Annotated in this window: 18 protein-coding genes; 11 read left to right on the forward strand and 7 right to left on the reverse strand. The window is 59.4% G+C overall.

Annotation, left to right across the window (positions count from 1 at the left end; genetic code table 11):
* Positions 1-72 precede the first annotated feature (72 nt).
* Positions 73-1,149, reverse strand: a complete 1,077-nt coding sequence (locus Q1A20_RS10830) for a DUF2793 domain-containing protein (protein WP_299916938.1) — start codon at positions 1,147-1,149, stop codon at positions 73-75.
* A gap of 117 nt (positions 1,150-1,266) precedes the next feature.
* Here Q1A20_RS10830 and Q1A20_RS10835 point away from each other — a divergent pair, with 117 nt between their 5' ends.
* The 3 genes from Q1A20_RS10835 to Q1A20_RS10845 all read left to right on the forward strand — a co-directional run bounded on the left by Q1A20_RS10835 (position 1,267) and on the right by Q1A20_RS10845 (position 3,907).
* The gene (locus tag Q1A20_RS10835) at positions 1,267-1,500 is read left to right on the forward strand and encodes a hypothetical protein (protein ID WP_299407500.1); all 234 of its coding nucleotides are present in this window, start codon (positions 1,267-1,269) and stop codon (positions 1,498-1,500) included.
* Positions 1,501-1,565: 65 nt separating this feature from the next.
* Positions 1,566-2,084 carry a FecR family protein gene (locus Q1A20_RS10840; RefSeq protein ID WP_299407502.1) on the forward strand — a complete coding sequence of 173 codons (519 nt, stop codon included), beginning with the start codon at positions 1,566-1,568 and terminating at the stop codon, positions 2,082-2,084.
* Positions 2,081-3,907, forward strand: coding sequence for a CHASE2 domain-containing protein (locus tag Q1A20_RS10845; protein WP_299916939.1), 1,827 nt, complete (start codon positions 2,081-2,083; stop codon positions 3,905-3,907). The genes Q1A20_RS10840 and Q1A20_RS10845 overlap by 4 nt, the downstream gene beginning before the upstream one ends.
* 6 nt (positions 3,908-3,913) lie before the next feature.
* Here the strand turns inward: Q1A20_RS10845 and Q1A20_RS10850 are convergent, their stop codons facing one another.
* From Q1A20_RS10850 to Q1A20_RS10865, 4 genes are all read right to left on the reverse strand, one after another.
* The gene (locus Q1A20_RS10850; RefSeq protein WP_299739624.1) at positions 3,914-4,693 is read right to left on the reverse strand and encodes an IclR family transcriptional regulator; all 780 of its coding nucleotides are present in this window, start codon (positions 4,691-4,693) and stop codon (positions 3,914-3,916) included.
* A gap of 14 nt (positions 4,694-4,707) precedes the next feature.
* Positions 4,708-6,063 carry a TRAP transporter large permease gene (locus Q1A20_RS10855; RefSeq protein WP_298973322.1) on the reverse strand — a complete coding sequence of 452 codons (1,356 nt, stop codon included), beginning with the start codon at positions 6,061-6,063 and terminating at the stop codon, positions 4,708-4,710.
* Positions 6,063-6,734, reverse strand: coding sequence for a TRAP transporter small permease (locus Q1A20_RS10860; protein ID WP_299916940.1), 672 nt, complete (start codon positions 6,732-6,734; stop codon positions 6,063-6,065). The genes Q1A20_RS10855 and Q1A20_RS10860 overlap by 1 nt, the downstream gene beginning before the upstream one ends.
* A 202-nt stretch (positions 6,735-6,936) precedes the next feature.
* Complete coding sequence (locus Q1A20_RS10865) at positions 6,937-8,169, reverse strand: TRAP transporter substrate-binding protein (RefSeq protein ID WP_298973326.1); 1,233 nt, start codon at positions 8,167-8,169, stop codon at positions 6,937-6,939.
* A gap of 107 nt (positions 8,170-8,276) precedes the next feature.
* Between Q1A20_RS10865 and Q1A20_RS10870 the strand changes: the two genes are divergently transcribed.
* The 8 genes from Q1A20_RS10870 (at position 8,277) to Q1A20_RS10905 (ending at position 17,301) form a co-directional block, all read left to right on the forward strand.
* Positions 8,277-9,872 (forward strand): choline dehydrogenase, encoded by a 1,596-nt coding sequence (locus Q1A20_RS10870; RefSeq protein WP_299407512.1) that lies wholly within the window; start codon positions 8,277-8,279, stop codon positions 9,870-9,872.
* Positions 9,873-9,958: 86 nt separating this feature from the next.
* The gene (locus Q1A20_RS10875; RefSeq protein WP_299916941.1) at positions 9,959-12,121 is read left to right on the forward strand and encodes an esterase-like activity of phytase family protein; all 2,163 of its coding nucleotides are present in this window, start codon (positions 9,959-9,961) and stop codon (positions 12,119-12,121) included.
* 127 nt (positions 12,122-12,248) lie between these two features.
* The gene (locus tag Q1A20_RS10880; RefSeq protein ID WP_298973336.1) at positions 12,249-12,455 is read left to right on the forward strand and encodes a hypothetical protein; all 207 of its coding nucleotides are present in this window, start codon (positions 12,249-12,251) and stop codon (positions 12,453-12,455) included.
* Between the two features lie 207 nt (positions 12,456-12,662).
* Positions 12,663-13,493 carry a phosphonate ABC transporter ATP-binding protein gene (gene phnC / locus Q1A20_RS10885; RefSeq protein WP_299916942.1) on the forward strand — a complete coding sequence of 277 codons (831 nt, stop codon included), beginning with the start codon at positions 12,663-12,665 and terminating at the stop codon, positions 13,491-13,493.
* Positions 13,494-13,550: 57 nt separating this feature from the next.
* The gene (phnD, locus tag Q1A20_RS10890; RefSeq protein ID WP_299916943.1) at positions 13,551-14,459 is read left to right on the forward strand and encodes a phosphonate ABC transporter substrate-binding protein; all 909 of its coding nucleotides are present in this window, start codon (positions 13,551-13,553) and stop codon (positions 14,457-14,459) included.
* Positions 14,460-14,528: 69 nt separating this feature from the next.
* Positions 14,529-15,398 (forward strand): phosphonate ABC transporter, permease protein PhnE, encoded by an 870-nt coding sequence (phnE, locus tag Q1A20_RS10895; protein ID WP_299916944.1) that lies wholly within the window; start codon positions 14,529-14,531, stop codon positions 15,396-15,398.
* The gene (phnE, locus tag Q1A20_RS10900; RefSeq protein WP_299407524.1) at positions 15,395-16,690 is read left to right on the forward strand and encodes a phosphonate ABC transporter, permease protein PhnE; all 1,296 of its coding nucleotides are present in this window, start codon (positions 15,395-15,397) and stop codon (positions 16,688-16,690) included. Before phnE (Q1A20_RS10895) ends, phnE (Q1A20_RS10900) begins: the two co-directional genes overlap by 4 nt.
* Entirely contained in the window at positions 16,687-17,301 is a 615-nt protein-coding gene (locus Q1A20_RS10905; protein ID WP_299407525.1) for a chloramphenicol acetyltransferase, read from the forward strand. The genes phnE (Q1A20_RS10900) and Q1A20_RS10905 overlap by 4 nt, the downstream gene beginning before the upstream one ends.
* 3 nt (positions 17,302-17,304) lie before the next feature.
* Here the strand turns inward: Q1A20_RS10905 and Q1A20_RS10910 are convergent, their stop codons facing one another.
* Both Q1A20_RS10910 and phnF read right to left on the reverse strand, forming a co-directional pair.
* Positions 17,305-18,480 (reverse strand): alpha-D-ribose 1-methylphosphonate 5-triphosphate diphosphatase, encoded by a 1,176-nt coding sequence (locus Q1A20_RS10910; protein WP_299407527.1) that lies wholly within the window; start codon positions 18,478-18,480, stop codon positions 17,305-17,307.
* A 71-nt stretch (positions 18,481-18,551) separates the two neighbouring features.
* Entirely contained in the window at positions 18,552-19,277 is a 726-nt protein-coding gene (gene phnF / locus Q1A20_RS10915) for a phosphonate metabolism transcriptional regulator PhnF (protein WP_299407530.1), read from the reverse strand.
* Between the last annotated feature and the right edge of the window lie 30 nt (positions 19,278-19,307).

Genomic DNA, 19,307 nt, shown 5'->3' on the forward strand with positions numbered 1-19,307 from the left:
AAGAAATACGCAAGAGAGGCGCGGGCGGTGGCCGGGGCGCTGGAAGCGAGGCCAACGCGCTCCGGGGGTATCCTAGCCGACCTTGAAACCCCAGAAGCTGGTTTGATCTGCGAGAAAATACCCGTCGAACCCGCGCAACCGGCCTTGCAGTTCAACGGTGTCGCCTGCGGCAAGCGAGACCATGCATTGGATCTGCAACGAGGTTTGTTCCGACACATGGGGACCGGTGATTTCGCTTAAGGACCCTGTGATCACGCTGGTCCCGTTCAAAATCATTTGAGCGCCCATGCGCGCCTGATCCGATGCATTCTGTTTGAATGTCAGCGCCGCCCCAAAGAAATAGCTGCCCGCGACCGGCGCCACAAAATGGTTGGTTCCCGCATCAAAGGCATTCTGGTCGTTGAATTCGGTCTGGTTGATCGCAATCTTGGTCCAGGCGTCTGCAGCCGTGTAGTTGTCGAAATTGGTTACACCTTTGAACTGCGGCAGGTTGGGCTGATCCACGACGCCGGTCGCAGCATCCACAATCAGGCCATCGCGAAAGGCGACCCCATCAGCGGATGTGGCCAACCGCAAGTTATCGCTGCCAAAAAGCCCGAAGAGACCGCGCGTGCCAAAATCCTGCTGGAACACAAATCCGGCGTCATTGCTGGTGGCTTCTTTGTTCACGGTGGTGATCAGATTGCCGTCACCGCCATCATCCAGATAGTGCGCTGTCCACAATGCGGCATTCAGTTTGGCAGAAAAGGGGGTGTTGGGCAGCGACATCATCCCAAGGCCAAAGGCTTCGATGTCCTGCAGTTCTGCACTGTCCAGATCAATCCACTCGGTGCCGTCGTGCACGACCAGCGCCTCACGGCCCGTCACATAGGCGCGCCACCCGGCATTCGGCGTGAAATACTGCCACACACCGGTTTCATAGAGGGCAACCTGTCCCTCATGACCCGTCCATGCGTCGGTGGCAGCGTCACCCACGATGTAGCGATCCCCTTCCGCAGGCGAGGCAGGTGGTGTGGCCTGATCGTCCGCCAACACGCCAAGCTGGGTGACCACATCCAGAATGCGGAGCGCTTCGTTATGGGTGACGTGTTTCTGGGCCTGGCTGGGCTGGATGAACGGCAAAGACAGGCTGCTGGAGGTATCGGCCATTGGATTTCCCTGAGAAATTTTGATCAGGCCTGAAGGTGCGCTAATTCCCTTGCCGCTGGCTTAAGGCAGCGTGCGGTGCGGTTAACGGGGGCTATCCTTGACGGCGGGATTTTGTTTTTGACCAGTAATGCCGCAATTGCTGACCGCCCCGGAAACTTGCATCAACGGTGCAGCCCGATTATGCCCTTCGTAAGAATCGGCTACGATTTCCGAAAGCGCGCGATGGAAACTGCGGCGGTTTTGGTTGGTGGCCAGCGCGTTTTTGCGCTTGGCACAGCATCAACGCCTGTGATGCCTTTAGCGCAGATCGCTTTGGTGCTAAAACAACCATCGGCTGACGAGATTCAGTGACCTTCTGCGCATTCGGGTGGGACCCGCAGGCGCAAGCAAAACCTAGTGTAGAAATGATATTTGTTATGAAAACTTTTTGTTACGCTGCAGCACTCGTTGCGCTTTTTTCCATGGGGTTGGTTGTTCCGGCACAAGCGCAAGTGCCGCCAAACTGCACGGTTGAACCGGCGACCGATCCGGACCGCGAGCTTTTGAGGTGCGCATTTGGCCTGTTGATCGAAATCGAGGCCGCCGCAGCGCTGGAAATTACCGGTGAAGTATCGCCTGACGCCCCGACCGCGATGGATCTGAACAGCGGGGCGGCCTTTATCGAGGTTGAGCCGGGGGCGGCGCGGCCCCAGATCAGGACGCCGCATGCGATCGCTGCGGTGCGTGGCACCGTCTATGTCGTTGACGTGACGGAGACGACAACATCCGTCTTTGTGGTTGAGGGCGAAGTGACCGTTTCAAAGGTCGATGATCAGAGCGAGGCAATCGTTCTGGGGCCGGGCGATGGCGCTGACGTTGGGGGCGACACCACGCTCGAAGCTAATGTCTGGCCTGCCGAGCGGGCGCGCAGCTTGCTGGCCCGTTTCGGCAGATGACGTCATACCGCTGGACGTCGGTCCTGGCTGGTGTCCTCCTGCTTCTTTTTTCAACGCTGTGGGCGGTGTTTGTCAGCCGCCCGAATGTGGCGGCCATCGCCAGCCCGCTCGACCGTTTGGAGGCCACGCTGCTTGACGCGCGATACACGACATTTGGTCCGGTAGCCCCCGTTTCAGATGTCGTGATCGTTGCCATCGACGATGCGACGCTGGACAGCACCCAAGACAATGCGTCAGACAGTCGTCTTTTGCTGGCCAATGTTGTGCATGCCATTGCCGATGCCAACCCAAGAGCGTTGGGCCTTGATATCATTCTCGCGGATGCGGGGGATCCCGTCACCGACAACCTGCTCGCCACCGCGCTTCAACGCAGTGATACGGTGCTGGCGGCAGCTGGCCGGTTTGCGGAGGATCAAGAGGCTGCTGATCTGGCCCGGCCCGTCAGCGTCCTGAGACCGCAGCAGGTGTTTCTGAGGTCCGCAAAGTCCGGTTTGGTCAACCTCTCCACCGATGCCACCGGAACGCCGCGCTACCTTCCGGCGGTGTTTCAGACACCTCAAGGGGTGGAGCCTGCCTTTGCGCTGCTGATCGCGTCGGCCTTCGCAGAGGTGGAGCCCACGATGACAACGGACGCGGTAGCGTTGGGGGATAACCGCACGCCGCTGGACATTGGGTTCAACCTGCCGCTGCGCCTGGTCGGTCCGACTGCGAGCATTCCAACCTTCTCCGCAGTGGATGTTCTGACGGGACAGGTGAGCGACGCGCTCACGGGTAAAGCGGTGCTGCTCGGATATACGGCGACCGCTTTTGGCGACCGTTTCCCAAACCCTTTTGACGAAAACGTACCCGGGGTGGAGATCATGGCAACAGCTGTGTCGCAATTGCTGGGCGGGGAAACCCTGCGGCGTGACGCGGGGACCCGCAGGGTCGACACGGCGGCGGCGGTTGTGCTGGCGCTGCTTGTCACGGTTCCGATCATTGCCTTGCCCTTATCCAGCGGTGTGCCTTTGGCCATTGGGGCGCTTGGACTATGGCTTGCCGTGGTCTGGTTTGCCTTTTCTGCCGGTGTCTGGCTCAGCGCGTCCATACCGCTGGCTTGCGCAAGCGTGCCCATTCTGGCGGCCTCAAGCCTGCGGTACTTTAACGAAAAGCGAAGTGCGGCACGCGGCGCGCGCGCATTGGCAGCCCTGAAACAATTCCAATCCCCGGCGCTGGCGGAACGGATTGCCGATGACCCGGCCTTTCTCGCTCGCCCCACCGAACACAGACTATCGGTTTTCTTTGTGGATCTCAGCGCCTTTACCAATCTGTCGGAAAAGCTGGGCCCGGCGCGTACGCAGGATCTTCTCAAGCAATTTCACCAGATCACTGCGCAGACGGTGGAGGCCAATGGCGGTATTGTGCTGAACTACATGGGGGATGGGGCGTTGGCGATCTTCGGGATGGCCGAGGGGGATACAAACGGTCCTGACGAAGCCCTGCGCGCGGGGTTTGACCTCATGCGGGAAATTGAGCGACTGGGGCCGGAGATGGCAAAGGGGTTGCCTGTCGGATGCCGGATCGGGTTGCATCACGGCGATGTGGTCTTGTCACGGCTCGGCGGCGACCGTCACCAACAGGTCTCGGTCGCAGGGGACACGGTCAATCTGGCAAGCCGTCTGTTGGAGATTGCCAAGGACGAAGGTGCGGCACTTGCCGTCACGGACGTTTTGCTGGGGGCCGCCAAACATCCGCCGGAGCGTCCGTCTGATGCCATAAAAACCGTGGATGTGAGGGGACGTGAAAGCACCGCGCAGGTGCACTTCTGGCGTGCGTCGCCCTGACACGGCTCAGCTGTTGATGAGCGCTGTGAGCTCCTGAGCCGCAGCCTTCAGCGTGTTCACACTGCGTGACAGTCCGGCCAGATCGTGTCTCTGCAACGGCGCATGAACCGACAGTGTGGACACCAATCGCTTGCGATTATCAAGGATCGGCACCGCGATGGCCGCCATGCCCTCCATGAACTCCTGATCATCGGTGGAATAGCCGCGTTTCCGCGTGGTTTCGATTTCCGCCTTGAGGTCGGCCTTGCTGGTGATCGTGCCGGGCGCCCGGCTGTCCAGCGTCGCCGTCGAGAGGTAGCGGTCAAAATAGGCTGGCCTGAGGGAGGACAGGTACATCTTGCCGCTGGCAGTACAATAGAACGGCACCTGCGTGCCGACAGGCAGTTGAATGCGCAGCGGCCAGTGCGTCTCAACCCGGTCCAGATAGATCATGCCGTCGCGATCCGGTGTCGCGATGTTGCAGGTCTCGCCGATTTTCTCCGCCACGCTGCGCAGAATGGCGAGACGTACGGTGCGCAGACGTTGGGATGAGACCGTATTCAGGGACAACTGGCGCAATCGCGGGCCGGGGCCGTAGGATCTGCCATCGATGTCGCGTTGCAAAAACCCGGCTGCCTCGGCTGTGTTGAACAGGCGGTGCAGCGTGGGTTTTGGCAGGTTCAGGGTATCTTTGAGCGAAGATGGGGTGACTGGCACACCGGCTTTTGCGACTTCTTCAAGGAGGACCAGCAACCTGAGCGTTGTTGGTATCTGGCCCTCTCTATCCTTTCCAAAATCGTCTGGCATGCTCAGTCGTTCTGTTAACTCGGCAGTAACATAAGCGCCAGATTTGGCACCATTGCAACCAGTATCCAAACCGCCAGCAGCGAGAACAGATACATTGTCGAATATCTGAGCAGGCGGAAGTAGGGAACGCCTGTGACACCCGAGGCCACGTAAAGATTCAAGCCATATGGTGGTGTGATGAAGCCGATGGAAGCCCCCACCAGGAAAATAACCGCGAAGTGGATCGGATCTACGCCAACAGACGCCGCAATGGGTGCGAGGATCGGAGCCATGATGATCGTTACCGGAAGACTTTCAAGGATCATTCCTGCAATAAACACCATCGCCATGGCCGTAAAGAGCACCGGATAATATCCGCCCATGCTGGTCACAAACCCTCCGATGGTTTCCTGTGCGCCCAGAAGCGACAGGATTTGCTGCATCACCACGGAGACCGCGATCAGCGGCGCAAGGATGCCGGTGATCTGGGCCGACCGCACGACGATGGAGGGGACTTCCGGCAGGGTGAACCCTTCGACCACAATCATCGAGCCGAAGGTTTTTTCATCCACGGGAATGCTGGAATCATTGCCCATCAGCTTGTTCAGCGGGTAGCTGATCAGACCAACGATGATGCCAAACCCAACGGTGACCCCCGCCGCTTCGGTGGGGGAGAACTTGCCGGTATAGATGCCCCAGAGCACCAGACCGATGGCGAAGAAACCCAACCACGCGCCAAGCGCCGTTTTGGTCATACGGGTGATGCTGAGGTTTGTCAGAATGCCCCACTTGTTGATCGTGCAGACCACAAAGCAGACCGACATCATGGCGAGGACCATCAGGACCCCAGGGATGATGCCCGCGAGGAACAACTGGCCCACTTCAAGGTTCATCAGGAAGCCGTAAACGATGAAGATGATCGATGGCGGAATGATGATCCCGACGGTGCCGCCCGCAGCCGCTGTGGCCGCTGAGAAGCGTTCGTCATAGCCGCCCTTGACCATTTCGGGGTGCAACATCGACCCGATGGTTGCGGTTGTTGCCGAGTTTGATCCGGAGATCGCCGCAAAGAGGCCGCAGGCCCCAATGGAGGCCATCGCAAGCCCGCCACGCAGCCAGCCCAGACAGGCGTAGGCGTAGTCGGACAATCGTTTGGCGATGCCTGATTTGTTGATCAGGTCCCCGGTCAGGATGAAGAGCGGCATCGCCAAGAGGGCAAACCCATCCTTGAAGACGTTAAGCATCTCCGAGCCGGTGTTGTCGAGCGTCAGATCGAGGACGAAGCTACAGCCCACAACCCAGTAGAAGATGATGAGCAGGACAGGGGTGCCAAGCATGAACAGGAAGGTCACGCCGAGCGAGATAATTGTGATCCATGATCCGTCAGACATCAGACATCTCCCCCGATAACGGCTTGTTCAATCAACGGCTCGCCGTTGCGGTATTTCTCGAGATCCTCGAACAGGTTCTCCAGAACCCGCCCGGCCATCATGACGAAACAGATGGGCATCGTAACAATGAACCACCACCGCATGACGTTATCCGTGCCCAGCACGATAGCAAAGTTGTCATAGGTATTGACGGTGACGCGTGCGGTTGTCGTGACAACGATGATGCAGAAGATAAACCACAGCATATTGTCCAACAGCAGGCAGGTCAGTTGCCCCGTGCGCCCCATTTTCGTGCGGAATTCGTTGAAGCTGAGGTGGGTGCGCAGTTTGACGTTATAGGAACATCCGTACCACGCCATGATCATGAACAGGAGCGGGGGGATCGTCGTTGACCAGGGCACCTGCGCCGAGAAAACGAATCGCTGGATCACGCCGACAAAAATGATCAGAGCGATGATGATGTAGGTATAGACGATGATCGTGCGTTCCAGATGCCGGTCAAGCCACGGTATTTTCTTGTATAGAAAAAGCACCAGAAAGGCGCCGACCACGGTGAGTGGTCCGAACACATACCATGCCGCCGGTGACCGATAAGCCTGGACCACTTTGAAATTAATATCGCCACTCAGCGTCGCCGTGACGATGGTGCCCATATCCGCCAAGATTGACATCTGGCCCCCTCCCTATGTTGTTCTCATCCGATGCTGCCCGAAGAAGGCTATCGGATCAAAGCACTTTCCGCATCCGTCGGAAGAATATCTGAGGTTTCTCCATCCCGAAAACCCGCGATACCAAGTCCCGAACCATCTGAAAGTGATGAAAAAAGCCGGCCCGCGTTGAACGGACCGGCTCAATTTCAACGCCGAGCCGGACTTAGGCTTTCCACCAGCGACGTGGTTCCACGTTTTCTGGCAGCGTATCTTCGTCGATCTCACGCGCGATGTCGTAGATCTCCTGATACGTGTCCAGACCACCGGACCAGCCGTTGAGGCGCTCGCGCCAGTCTTCCCACAATTGTGGCTGGAACTCTGGCGAGCACATTTCTTCGGCCTTGCGACGCTCTTCTTTCGACAGGAAGGCGTTGCGCACGTTGTTTTGCGCGAAGATTGTGTTTGGCAGTTGTGGATCGGACAGACCAACGGTTTTGACCAGCGCTGCTTCGTTTGCCGCCTGGACGTGCACCTGGCTCCAGTAGGAGCTTTCCAGAACCTCGTCCTGCAATTCGCCACCCAGGCTGTCGAAAACGCCTGCGTTCATGGCTGTGTGCTCTGTGCCGCAGAAGAAGTCGAGGTGCACAGACTGGGACACAACGGGGGACATGTTGGCGTAGGCCACGGCGGACGCCCATGTTTCCGCACCATCGATCAGGCCCTGCTTCAGACCGTCGAGGGTTTCTTCCCAGGCCACCGGAACCGGGTTCAGGTTCAGCGCGGTCATCGCGATACGACCCAGCTGCGTGCCCGTGACGCGGTTTTTCGTGCCGAAAAGCTCTTCGATGCTGGTGACCGTTGGCTTGTCTTCCCACGAAAGACCCAGCTGGATGCCGCGCAATTCGGCGTGGCTGAAGAGGAATTTCAGGCCGTGACGACGCTCATAGGGCTCACGCAGCAGCTCTTGGGATTTCGGGTGATACAGGAAGTGGTACTGATCGGCCCGGCTGCGGAACATGAACGCATAGTCCAGAACGTTCAGATAAGGCGCGCCACCCGCAGAGTTCTGTGTCGATGCCGCATAGATGTCGACGATGCCCTGTTGCGCTTTTTCAACACAGGAAACCTGTCCGCAGATCTGATTGTCGCCGATAAACTCAACGCGAATCTCGCCGTCTGTGCGGCTTTCAAGATCACGCGCAAATTCCAGAGCACCCGCGCGTTCGATCAGCAAGTTGCGTGCGTTGAAGCCCGCAGCGCCGAATTTCAGCGTGAATTTCGGCTCTTTTGCGAAGCGTTTTTCGTAGGTCGATTCGGCCGCACTTGCCAAGTTTGCAAGGCTCATCGCGCCCCCGAAGCTGCCTGCGGCGAGCAATGTCGAGCTCATCCCGTAGCGCCCCGCGATCCGGAACAGATCCCGGCGCGAAATGTGGTTTAGTTTATCGTAAATTCCCATGACTTCCTCCCTGAATGTCATTTATTGAGACTATTAGTCCCAAAAAACACTAGTATAGTATTGTCTTTTTGCATAGAGTTTTTTTCAGGTTGGTTTGGGAGGTCGATATGGAAGCTGATTTTATCGTCGTCGGGGCAGGATCCGCAGGGTGTGTTTTGGCGAACAGGTTGAGCGCGGATCCCAATACAAAGGTCATTTTGCTTGAGGCTGGTGGTCGTGATCTTAACCCGTGGATTCACATTCCGGTGGGTTATTTTAAAACAATTCACAATCCGAACGTGGACTGGTGCTACAAAACGGAGCCTGATCCGGGGTTGAACGGGCGCTCCATTGAATGGCCACGCGGCAAGGTTCTGGGGGGGTCGTCCTCTCTGAACGGGTTGTTGTACGTGCGGGGGCAACCGCAGGATTATGACCGCTGGCGCCAGATGGGTAACACCGGGTGGGGCTGGGATGATGTGCTGCCGCTTTTCAAACGCGCGGAGAATAACGAACGCGGGGCGGATGAATTCCACGGCGATCAGGGCCCGCTTTCGGTGTCGAACATGCGCATCCAGCGCCCCATCACCGACGCTTGGGTCGCGGCGGCGCAGGCGGCCGGGTATAAATTCAACCCCGATTACAACGGCGCAGATCAGGAAGGGGTGGGTTTTTTCCAGCTGACCTCTCGCAACGGCCGCCGCTGCAGCTCTGCCGTGGCCTATCTCAATCCGATCAAGAAACGCCCGAACCTGCAGATTGTCACCCATGCGCAGGTCGACAAGGTCGAAATCGAGGGCGGGCGGGCAACCGGCGTCAGCTACACGGACCGTTCGGGCCAGAAACAGACCGTCACGGCCAACCGCGAGATTGTGTTGTGCGGGGGCGCGATCAATTCACCTCAGCTCTTAATGCTCTCCGGGATCGGCGAGGCGGAACAGCTTTCTGAAAATGGTATTGAGGTCAAAAAAGACCTCAAAGGCGTTGGTAAGAACATGCAGGACCACCTGCAGGCGCGGCTGGTCTACAAGTGCAATGAACCTACCCTGAACGACGAGGTCACAAGCCTATTTGGTCAGGCCAAGATCGGCTTGAAATATGCGCTCTTCCGCGCGGGTCCCATGACGATGGCGGCCAGTCTCGCCACCGGGTTCCTGAAAACGCGCGAAGACATGGAAACGCCGGATATCCAATTCCATGTGCAACCCCTGTCGGCGGAAAACCCGGGCAAGGGCGCGGATAAGTTCTCGGCCTTCACCATGTCGGTGTGTCAGCTGCGGCCTGAAAGCAAGGGTGAGATTCGCCTGAATTCGTCTAAGCCGCGGGAATACCCGAAGATCATTCCTAACTATCTGTCGACAGAAACGGATTGTCGCACGGTTGTGGCCGGGGTCAACATCGCCCGCAAGATCGCGCGTCATGCGCCTCTGACCTCGAAGATATCCGAGGAATTCCGGCCGCATGCCAGCCTGGATATGGATGACTATGATGCGACGTTGGATTGGGCGCGCAACAACACCGCCTCCATCTATCACCCGACCGGCACTTGTAAAATGGGCTCGGGCGAGGACGCGGTTGTCGACGCGCAATTGAAGGTGCACGGGATCGAAGGGCTGCGGGTTGCCGATTGCTCGATCATGCCGGAGATCGTTTCGGGCAACACCAATGCGCCTGCGATCATGATCGGGGAAAAGGCATCTGACCTGATGCGCGGCATGGGCTAAGAGTTCACAAAACTGATACAAAACTGACATCTCCATGTGTCTTGAGACTGCGTCCTTGCGCACATCTCAAGACCATGGAGTTTTCAATGACCAAACACCTGCTGCTGACCAGCACGCTGCTGGCGACCGCCGCAATTTCACCCGCGCAGGCGGAGATGAATTTCAATCGCATCGCGTCTTTTCCGGTGACCTCGAATTTCGAGGGGACGGTGCCCGATGAAACATCAGCAGAAATCATCGACGTCACGGCGGATGGCATGACCCTGGTCTACACCGACAGCCCCGCGGGCGTGATCGGTGCGATCGACATCACCGATCCGGCGGCCCCGGCACCTATGGGAACACTCGTGGTCGAGGGCGAGCCAACCGCGGTTTCCGTGATCGGCAATACCGCCTTTGTCGGGGTCAATACCTCCCCGAGCTACACGGCGCCTTCGGGGTTCATCAAGGCGGTAAACCTCGCGGACATGAGCATCACAGCCTCCTGTGATCTGGGCGGTCAGCCCGACAGCACCGCGCGGGCCAAGGATGGGTCCTTCATCGCGGTGGCCATTGAAAACGAACGGGACGAAGACCTCGGTGACGGTCGCGTGCCACAGATGCCCGCCGGTGATCTCGTGATGATCGACGTGGCGGATGGCACGCTGGACTGTGATACGCTGCGGCGCGCCAGCCTGACCGGTCTGGCGGATGTGGCGGGCGAGGACCCCGAACCGGAATTCGTGGACATCAACGCATTGGGCGAGGTCGTCGTGACCCTTCAGGAAAACAACCACATCGCCGTTGTGGCCCGCAACGGCACGGTTCTGTCACATTTCTCCGCCGGTGCGGTCGATCTGGAGGGCATCGACACCCGGGACGAACGTGGCGCACTGATCTTCGATCAGAGCCAGCAGGGGCGGTTGCGCGAACCCGATGGTGTGCAATGGATCGACGATGACCATTTCGCCATTGCCAATGAGGGCGACATGGATGGTGGCGCGCGCGGGATGACGATTTTCCACAAAGACGGCACGCTTGTCTGGGAAAGTGGGGCGTCGCTCGAGCATGCGATTGTGCAAATCGGCCACTACCCGGACAAACGCTCCGACAGCAAGGGCGCTGAACCGGAGGGCATGGAGTTCGCTGTCTTTGACGGCACGCCCTATGTATTTGTCATGGCCGAGCGGGCATCGATTGTTGCCGTCTATGACGTGACCGACCCGAGATCGCCAGTGCTGAAACAACTGCTGCCTTCGGGGATTTCTCCCGAAGGTGCGGTGGCCATCCCCGAGCGGGGCTTGCTGGCCACGGCCAATGAATTCGACGGGTTGCAGGACGGTGCCGCGCGCGCGCATGTGATGCTGTATCAATATGCCGATGCGCCCGCGTCCTATCCGCATCTGACCTCGGAAGGCATGGCGGAACTGACCGGCTGGGGGGCGATCTCTGGCATGGTCGCGGATGCGGAGGGGATGATTTACGCGGTGGCTGACAGCTTTTACGGCTACCAACCCCGCATTTTCAAAATCGACCCCACAACGACGCCAGCGCAGATCGTCGATGCCATCGATGTGACGCGCAACGGGATGCCTGCGCAAAAGCTGGACATGGAAGGCATCGTTCTGGATGCCGACGGCAATTTTTGGGTGGCCTCTGAAGGGCGGACCGATCGCGTCATTCCTCACGCGCTCTACCAAGTGAACGCCAAGGGTGAAATCAAGAAGGAAATCGGCCTGCCCGCAGAGCTGATGGCCGTCGAAAAGCGCTTTGGTTTCGAAGGCATCACACTTGTCGGCAACACACTCTGGATGCCCGTGCAGCGTGAGTGGAAGGACGATCCCAAGGACCATGTGAAGCTCGTGGCCTATGATCTGGAGCGTGAAGAATGGGGGGCTGTTCTCTACCCCAAAGCCGCACCCGCAAAGGGGTGGGTGGGGCTGAGCGACATGGCTGTGCATGGCGACCACGTTTACATCATCGAGCGTGACAACCAGCACGGCGCAGAGGCCGTGACCAAGAAGATCTACGCGGTGCCCTTGGCCGATATGACGCCCGCCGCCCTCGGGTCGGAGTTTCCTGTCGTGACCAAGACATTGGTGCGCGACCTGATCCCGGATCTGCTGTCAACCGGTGGGTACGTGCTTGATAAGGTTGAGGGAATCGCCATCTCCCCGGATGGTACCGCATGGATTTCCACCGACAATGACGGCGTGGATGATCATTCGGGGGAGACGATGTTCTTCAGCATTGGCAAGGTCGCAAAATAATTCCGCCCATTTACAGAGCGTTATCTGGCGTTTCGCGCGATAAGCGTGAAACGCCACCAAAGAATCGGTGACACCCGCCATCGCTCCCCAGTATTTTACCAGAGAATCGGACGAGTCGGGGGACACTATGAAACATGAACAAATTGCCGAGACGAAGATGTCTCATTCCGTGTTGGGCCTCGACGAAGCAGAGATCGGTCCCTTCATTCTGAGATGTGTGAAAGAGCGCTCGCTGAGCAAGCTGGTGGCCAATCTCAACAACGATATTCTCAACGGCACGTCGACCGAACGCGACAGCGCGGAGAAGGCATTGGGCCGTATGGGCTTTCTCTGAAAGCGCAGCATCCTGCCGCCTGTCATACAGGCAAAACTCGCAAACAGATGGACCTGGAAAACGTGGCATCCGCCGCGTATGCGCCATGTCGTTTTGTCGGGCAATCCCGTGGTCAGGGTGATCCACAGGCCGTCATAAAACCTTTTTATTTCTGTCACGGTCGGTTCACACCCCGCCCATAGTCAGCCCCCAACGTCGGGGGATACGATGCTGGACATAAAAGATCTGACCAAAACATTCGGGCAGAACACAGCGGTAGATGCCGCCTGCATCGAGGTTTCCAAACCTTCCATGATCGGCATCATTGGTCGGTCCGGCGCGGGAAAATCGACGCTGTTGCGCATGATCAACCGGCTTACCGAAGTGAGCAGCGGGCAGATCCTCTTTGACGGGCGCGATGTCACCGCCCTGCGCGGGGCGGACAAACGCGCCTGGCAATCCAAGTGCGCGATGATCTTCCAGCAGTTCAATCTTGTACTGCGCATGGATGTTGTCTCCAACGTGTTGCACGGCACCCTGAACCGTCGCTCAACACTTGCGACGATGTTCAACCTCTTTCCCGATGCGGACATTCAGCAGGCGATTGCCATTCTGGACCGTCTGGGCATCGCGGAACATGCGGCGAAGCGGGCCGAAGATCTCTCCGGTGGGCAACAGCAGCGGGTCGCCATTGCGCGCGCCTTGATGCAAGACCCGAAGATCATTCTGGCGGATGAACCCATCGCCTCCCTTGACCCGATGAACGCTCAGGTGGTGATGCGCGCCCTGCGACGCATTCACGAAGAAGATGGGCGTACCGTCATTTCCAATCTGCACACGCTCGATACCGCGCGGCGCTACTGTGACCGTGTCATCGGCATGCGGGACGGTCGGATCGTCTTTGACGGCACGCCGGAGCAGCTGAGCACGGCGGCGGCCCGGGACATCTACGGCGCCGATGCCGATTTCTCTGAAAGCGCGACCTCCACGGAGATCGAACAACTGGATCGCTCCGATGCTGCCGAAGCGGCCCGGCTGAGCGCGCTTGCAAACGTTTAACCCCTTCATTCAATGGCTGGCCTCGCGGGTCGGCACCAACCAAGAGAGACATAATCCATGAAAAAAATCATTTGCGCCCTGGCGGCAACAACGGCCCTGACGACCACAGCCTTTGCCGATGACACGGCGATCAGCGAATTCCGCATCGGCATTCTGGGCGGCGAAAACGCTCAGGACCGGCTGAATTCCAACGAGTGCCTGCGCGCCTATACCGAAGAAGCCCTTGGCGTTCCGACAAAACTCTTCGCACCGGCGGACTATAACGGCGTGATCCAAGGCCTGCTGGGCGGCACGCTGGACATGGCTTGGCTGGGTGCGTCTTCCTACGCAGCCGTGCACATCCAGAACCCGGAGGCTGTTGAGCCGGTTCTGGTAAAGATCAACCTTGATGGCTCCTATGGCTATCACTCCATCGGCTTTGCCCGCAAAGACAGCGGCATCGCCTCGCTCGACGACATGAAGGGCAAGACCTTTGGCTTTGGGGATCCGAACTCCACCTCCGGCTATCTGATCCCGTCGATCGAGATCCCCGAGCAGACCGGCGCGACCATGAACTCCGGTGACTATTTCGGCGAAGTGAAATTTACCGGCGGTCACGAGCAGACCATCGTTGCGGTAAACAACGGTGACGTGAATGGCGGTGTGACCTGGGCCGACGGTCAGGGCAATTGGGAAGATGGGTACAACTCGGGCGCGCTGCGCAAGGCGGTTGATGCCGGTCTCGTCGACATGAACGATCTGGTTGAGATCTGGCGCTCCAAGCCGATCCCGGAAGGTCCGATCGTCTTGCGCAAGGACATGCCGGATGACGTTAAGACAACGATGACGGCGCTGGTGGATGGCTTGTATGAGGCCGACGCCGATTGCGCCTACGGGGTGGCGGCGGGTGACAGCCTTGGCTTCGACCCGATCACGCATGAGGCCTATGTCTCCATCGTGGAAGCCCGCAAAGCCAAAGCGAATTAATACAATAATTTTAGCACGAAAGAGCGGGCCTTTTCCCGGGGCCCGCTTCACTGAATGCTGGGGGGCGGCATGGCGGACACGACGTTTCAGGCGGATGGCCTGTCGCAGGTGCAGGACAGCTACGCGCGGCTGATCCGGACGCGCCGCATTTGGAACGCGGCCATGCTGGCGCTTTTCATTGCCTTGCTCATGGCCGGTTTCATGACCGCCGACGCGCGCAATGCAGGTGGCTTCTGGGACGGTGTCACCCATGTCTTTGACTTCCCCGCCGAGGTCATTGGCGAGGCCTGGGAGAAATCTCATCTGCTGCCCGGGCATTTCCTCAAATATTTCCCGTCGCTGATCGAAACTATCAACATTGCCGCCGCTGCGACGCTTGTCGGCGTTATCGCGGGGACGGTCCTGTCTTTGTTGTCGACACGCGGGCTAGCGCGCTGGCCGTCCCTGGTGGGCGTCTTTCGCCGCATCAGCGACATCCTGCGGGCCATTCCGGAGATCGTGATCGCCCTGGTGCTGATCTTTGTTTTGGGCGCCGGGCCCGTGCCCGCCATGATTGCCATCGCGCTGCACACCGCCGGGGCGATTGGAAAGCTCTATTCGGAGGTGAATGAAAATGCCTCGCTCAAACCGGTGGAAGGTCTCGCCTCCGTCGGCGCGAACTGGACACAACGCATGCTGCTGGGGATCGTGCCGCAGGTCGCGCCCAATTACCTCAGCTATGCCTTGCTGCGGTTCGAGATCAACATCCGCGCCTCGGCCATTCTCGGCTTTGTGGGGGCGGGCGGCATTGGCTACGACCTCAAAAACGCGATGAGTTGGGGGCAGGGCAAGTTCGACGAGGCCGGTGCCATCTTCATCCTGCTCTTTGCCGCCATCGTCCTTTTTGATCAGCTGTCTTCTTACGCCCGTCACCGTCTGACAACCGGAGCCCGTCCATGAGCGATGCCGCCATCCTGACCGAAACGCGGGGCCTTTTTCGGCGCAAGCGTCTGATTGCCGCCGCCCTTCCAGCGACCGTTCTGGCCTATCTGATCTACATTTTCTTTGCCTTTGGCGTGCCGGATATGATCCGCACCGCCGATACCAAAAACGCGCGTATTCTGGTCTCCGACAGCTACAGCCACAAGGTCCACGTGACCCGCGACAATCGCGATGCCAGCGTCGATGTCGCCATTGAGGGGGAGCGCAAAGGCCGCTACCCGGCGGGTGAGGCGCCCGCTTGGGTGACGCTGGGCGATACGACGGAAATCGATCTGGAAGATGGGCACCTCATCACCTTCGGCCCGGAACTGATCACCTATGACATCCCCGGATACGGTCGGATCACGGCGCAGCCGGGCAACCGCGGGGTGAATGCGGAACTGCCGCCGGGAGAGTTGCCGGATTGGATCAACGCCTCGAAAAACCGACTGTCGATTACAACTGACGCGGGCCGCCTGACGATCACCCGAAACCGCTCGGAAGTATTTCGCTATTTCAACGGGTGGGAGCTGTTTTTCTTTACCCTCGACAGCCCGTTTCACGGCATGGGGCCGGGCGAGGTGCTGTCACGGGCAATGGCCGGTGATGCCGCTGCGATCTGGCGTGACTTCTGGACCAACAAGATGTGGCGTCATTCCGACGTGGCCTGGGCGATCTTTGAGACCATCCTGATGGCCTTTCTGGGCACCGTGGGGGCGGCAATCATCGCACTGCCCTTGGCCTTTCTGGCCGCGCGGAATTTCACGCCGTTGGGGGCGGCACGCTTTGCGGCGCGACGCCTGTTTGATTTCCTGCGCGGCGTGGATGGGTTGATCTGGACCGTCGTGCTCAGCCGCGCCTTTGGTCCTGGCCCGATGACCGGCGCGCTGGCGATTTTGCTGACGGATTCCGGGACCTTCGGCAAAATCTTTTCCGAAGCGCTGGAAAACGTGGACGACAAGCAGATCGAAGGCATCCGTTCCACCGGCGCCAAACCGCTGCAGCGCTACCGCTTTGGTGTGATCCCACAGGTCACCCCGATCCTGCTCAGCCAGATCCTGTATTATCTGGAATCCAACGTTCGCTCCGCCACGATCATCGGCGCCATTACCGGCGGCGGGATTGGTCTGCTGCTGACCCAGGCCATCATCACCCAGAAGGATTGGGAAGAGGTGAGCTATTACATCGTGCTGATCATCCTGATGGTCATGCTGATGGACACGCTGTCGGGCTGGCTGCGCCGGCGTCTGATCCACGGGAAACCGGCATGAAGCTGGCAGGCGATGCACCGGTCCTGCAGGCCGACTGCGATGTGGTGGAGGTGCAATTCGGCCGCTTCGTTGAAATCGGCGCTGGCAGCCGCGTTGCCTACAGCGTGATCGGCGATTATTCCTATTGTGACCGGGTGTGCGACATCGCGAATGCGGATGTGGGCAAATTTGCAAACATCGCCAGCTTTGTGCGCATCGGGGCGACGGACCACCCTATGGATCGCGCGTCGCTGCACCACTTCATGTACCGATCCTCTGATTACTGGGACGACGCGGATCATGATGCCGACTGGTTTGCGCATCGCCGCGCGCGGCGCGCGACAATTGGGCATGACACCTGGATCGGACACAATGCGCAGATCAAGCCCGAGGTGACGGTCGGCCATGGTGCTGTGGTCGCCTCGGGGGCCATTGTCACCAGATCGGTGGATCCTTACACCATTGTCGCCGGGGTGCCCGCCAAGCCGATCCGCGACAGGCAACCGGTGGCAATCGCCGACCGCATGATGGCGCTGGCGTGGTGGGATTGGGACCATGACCGCTTGCGGGATGCGCTTGAAGACTTCCGCGCCTTGCCCGCCGAGGCCTTTCTGGAGAAATACGAGCGCTAGCGGCTATTCCGCCGCATGCGCAAGCGGGCGGGCCTCTGTGATGAACCGTTGGCCCAGTTCTCCGCTCAGATGGGCCAATCGCCCCTGAGAGATCGTCGCTGCAATCCGGTGCGTTGCCTTGTCGACCACCACCAGATCCGCGCGTTTGCCGGGGATCAGTGTGCCACGATCCGCCAAGCCCAGAATTTCCGCAGGCCGTGCGGAGATCAAAGCCCAGGCGCGTGCCAAATCCAACGCGCCGTTCTGCGCCAGTGAAAACGCCGCCTGCGCCAGCGACGGGTAGTGGTAGTCGGAGACAAGAGCGTCGCAATCGCCCGTTTTGATCAGGTCCAGCGCTGCGATGTTGCCGGATTGCGACCCGCCCCGCACCACATTCGGGGCGCCCATCAAGACCGGGTTGCGCAAAGAGCGTGCCGCCCGCGCGGCTGTTTGCGAGATCGGGAATTCACAGATGGTTGCGCCCATTTCATTGAAATAGCAGCGGGTTTCCGCGGTACTGTCGTCATGGCTGCCGTATCTGATCCCCTTGGCATCAAAGAATGAAGCCAGATTGCAGAGATAGCGCGGCACGCGCGGCGATTGCACGTAGGCATCATCGACAATGCGCATGTGCTCCTCCGGCGTGCGCCCGGCCTTCTTCGCCCACCCCAAAATCTCCTCGGGCTTGTCCTTGGCCATTTGCCGCGCCTCGGGCAAGTGGTTGTTGAAGACGGCGTAATCCACCTCGAAATCCGCGATGGTTTTGACCAGCGTCTCGAATGTCTCAACCGTATGGGTTTCGATGCGCAGCTGGATGCGCAAATCGACCATGGCGTGGGGGCGATAGTTCTGCAGCGCGTTCAACAGTTTTATCGTGAAGTCCGGCCCGCGTAACCCGCCCTCCCAGGACCAGCTTTGCGCCATCCAGGCCGTCGTGACGCCTTGACAGGCCGCATCGCAGTCGGTTGCGCGCAGCGCCTGATCCAGCGGGAAGACCGCCGAGACACGGGGGGCGATTTGACGTTCGAACGCATCACCATGCAGGTCGATGATCCCTGGCAATACGTAAGCGCCCTGCAGATCGATCTCACGCCCGGGTCGATCAGAAATAACGCCCTCTCGGAACGACAGAGGTCGGTCTGCCAATCCATCCGGTCCCAGGACGGTCGCACCTGTAAAGGTGATCGGGGGAAGTGTCATTTGCGGTCGCTGCTCAGAGGGTCGTTTTTGCCTTCATGGCAGAAAACAGCGACAGCTTTGTGACAGGGGTGTCAGGGATCGTTCAGCGTTAGCGTCACCCGGTCGCCGACAAACCATGTGCGCCCGTATTCGACAGGTGTACCCGCCAGATCCACGTTAACACTGACCGACCGCAAGATCGGCGCGCCTTCTTCAATGCGCAGGAGACCCGCCTGCGTCGCTGTTGCGCGTTTGGCGGTGAGGCGGGTCCAGGCGCGGGTGTAATCGGTCACGCCGTCGGCGCGCATGGCTTGCGTCACGGAGCCTGCTTCGGTCAGGGCCTGCGGCAGGTTGGCGAAACGGTCTGCGGGAAACACGCTCTGAAAAAGCGCCAGCGGCATACCGTCTGCCAGCGACAGCCCCTCGTAGCAATGCACCATCTCTTGTGGTTCCAGGTCCAACGCCTCGGCTTCGGCCGCCGCGGCCCGGCGCGTGGTGACGTCCAGCACCTTTTTCGCCGGCGTGCGCCCGGCGGCGGTGATGTTCTGGTGAAACCGCACCCGTTTGCCGATGGGATAATCTGTCGGCGTGCCGGTCACGAAAACACCAGCGCCCCGACGCGAGACCACCAGCCCCTGCGTTGCCATTTCGGCCAGAGCGTGGCGAACCGTGTGGCGGTTCACCCCAAACCGTCGCGACAGCGCGGCCTCGGTCGGCAGTTTATCCCCGGTGGCGTAGATGCCTTCGGAGATTTCCCCGCTGAGGGTTGTAAAGATCGCCCGCCAGATCGGTGTTTTCGAAGCGGTGTAGTGGTTCATGTCATCAAATCTTCATGCTGGCCGGGATTG

The organism is uncultured Roseobacter sp. (assembly GCF_947501835.1).
Classification (GTDB): domain Bacteria; phylum Pseudomonadota; class Alphaproteobacteria; order Rhodobacterales; family Rhodobacteraceae; genus Roseobacter.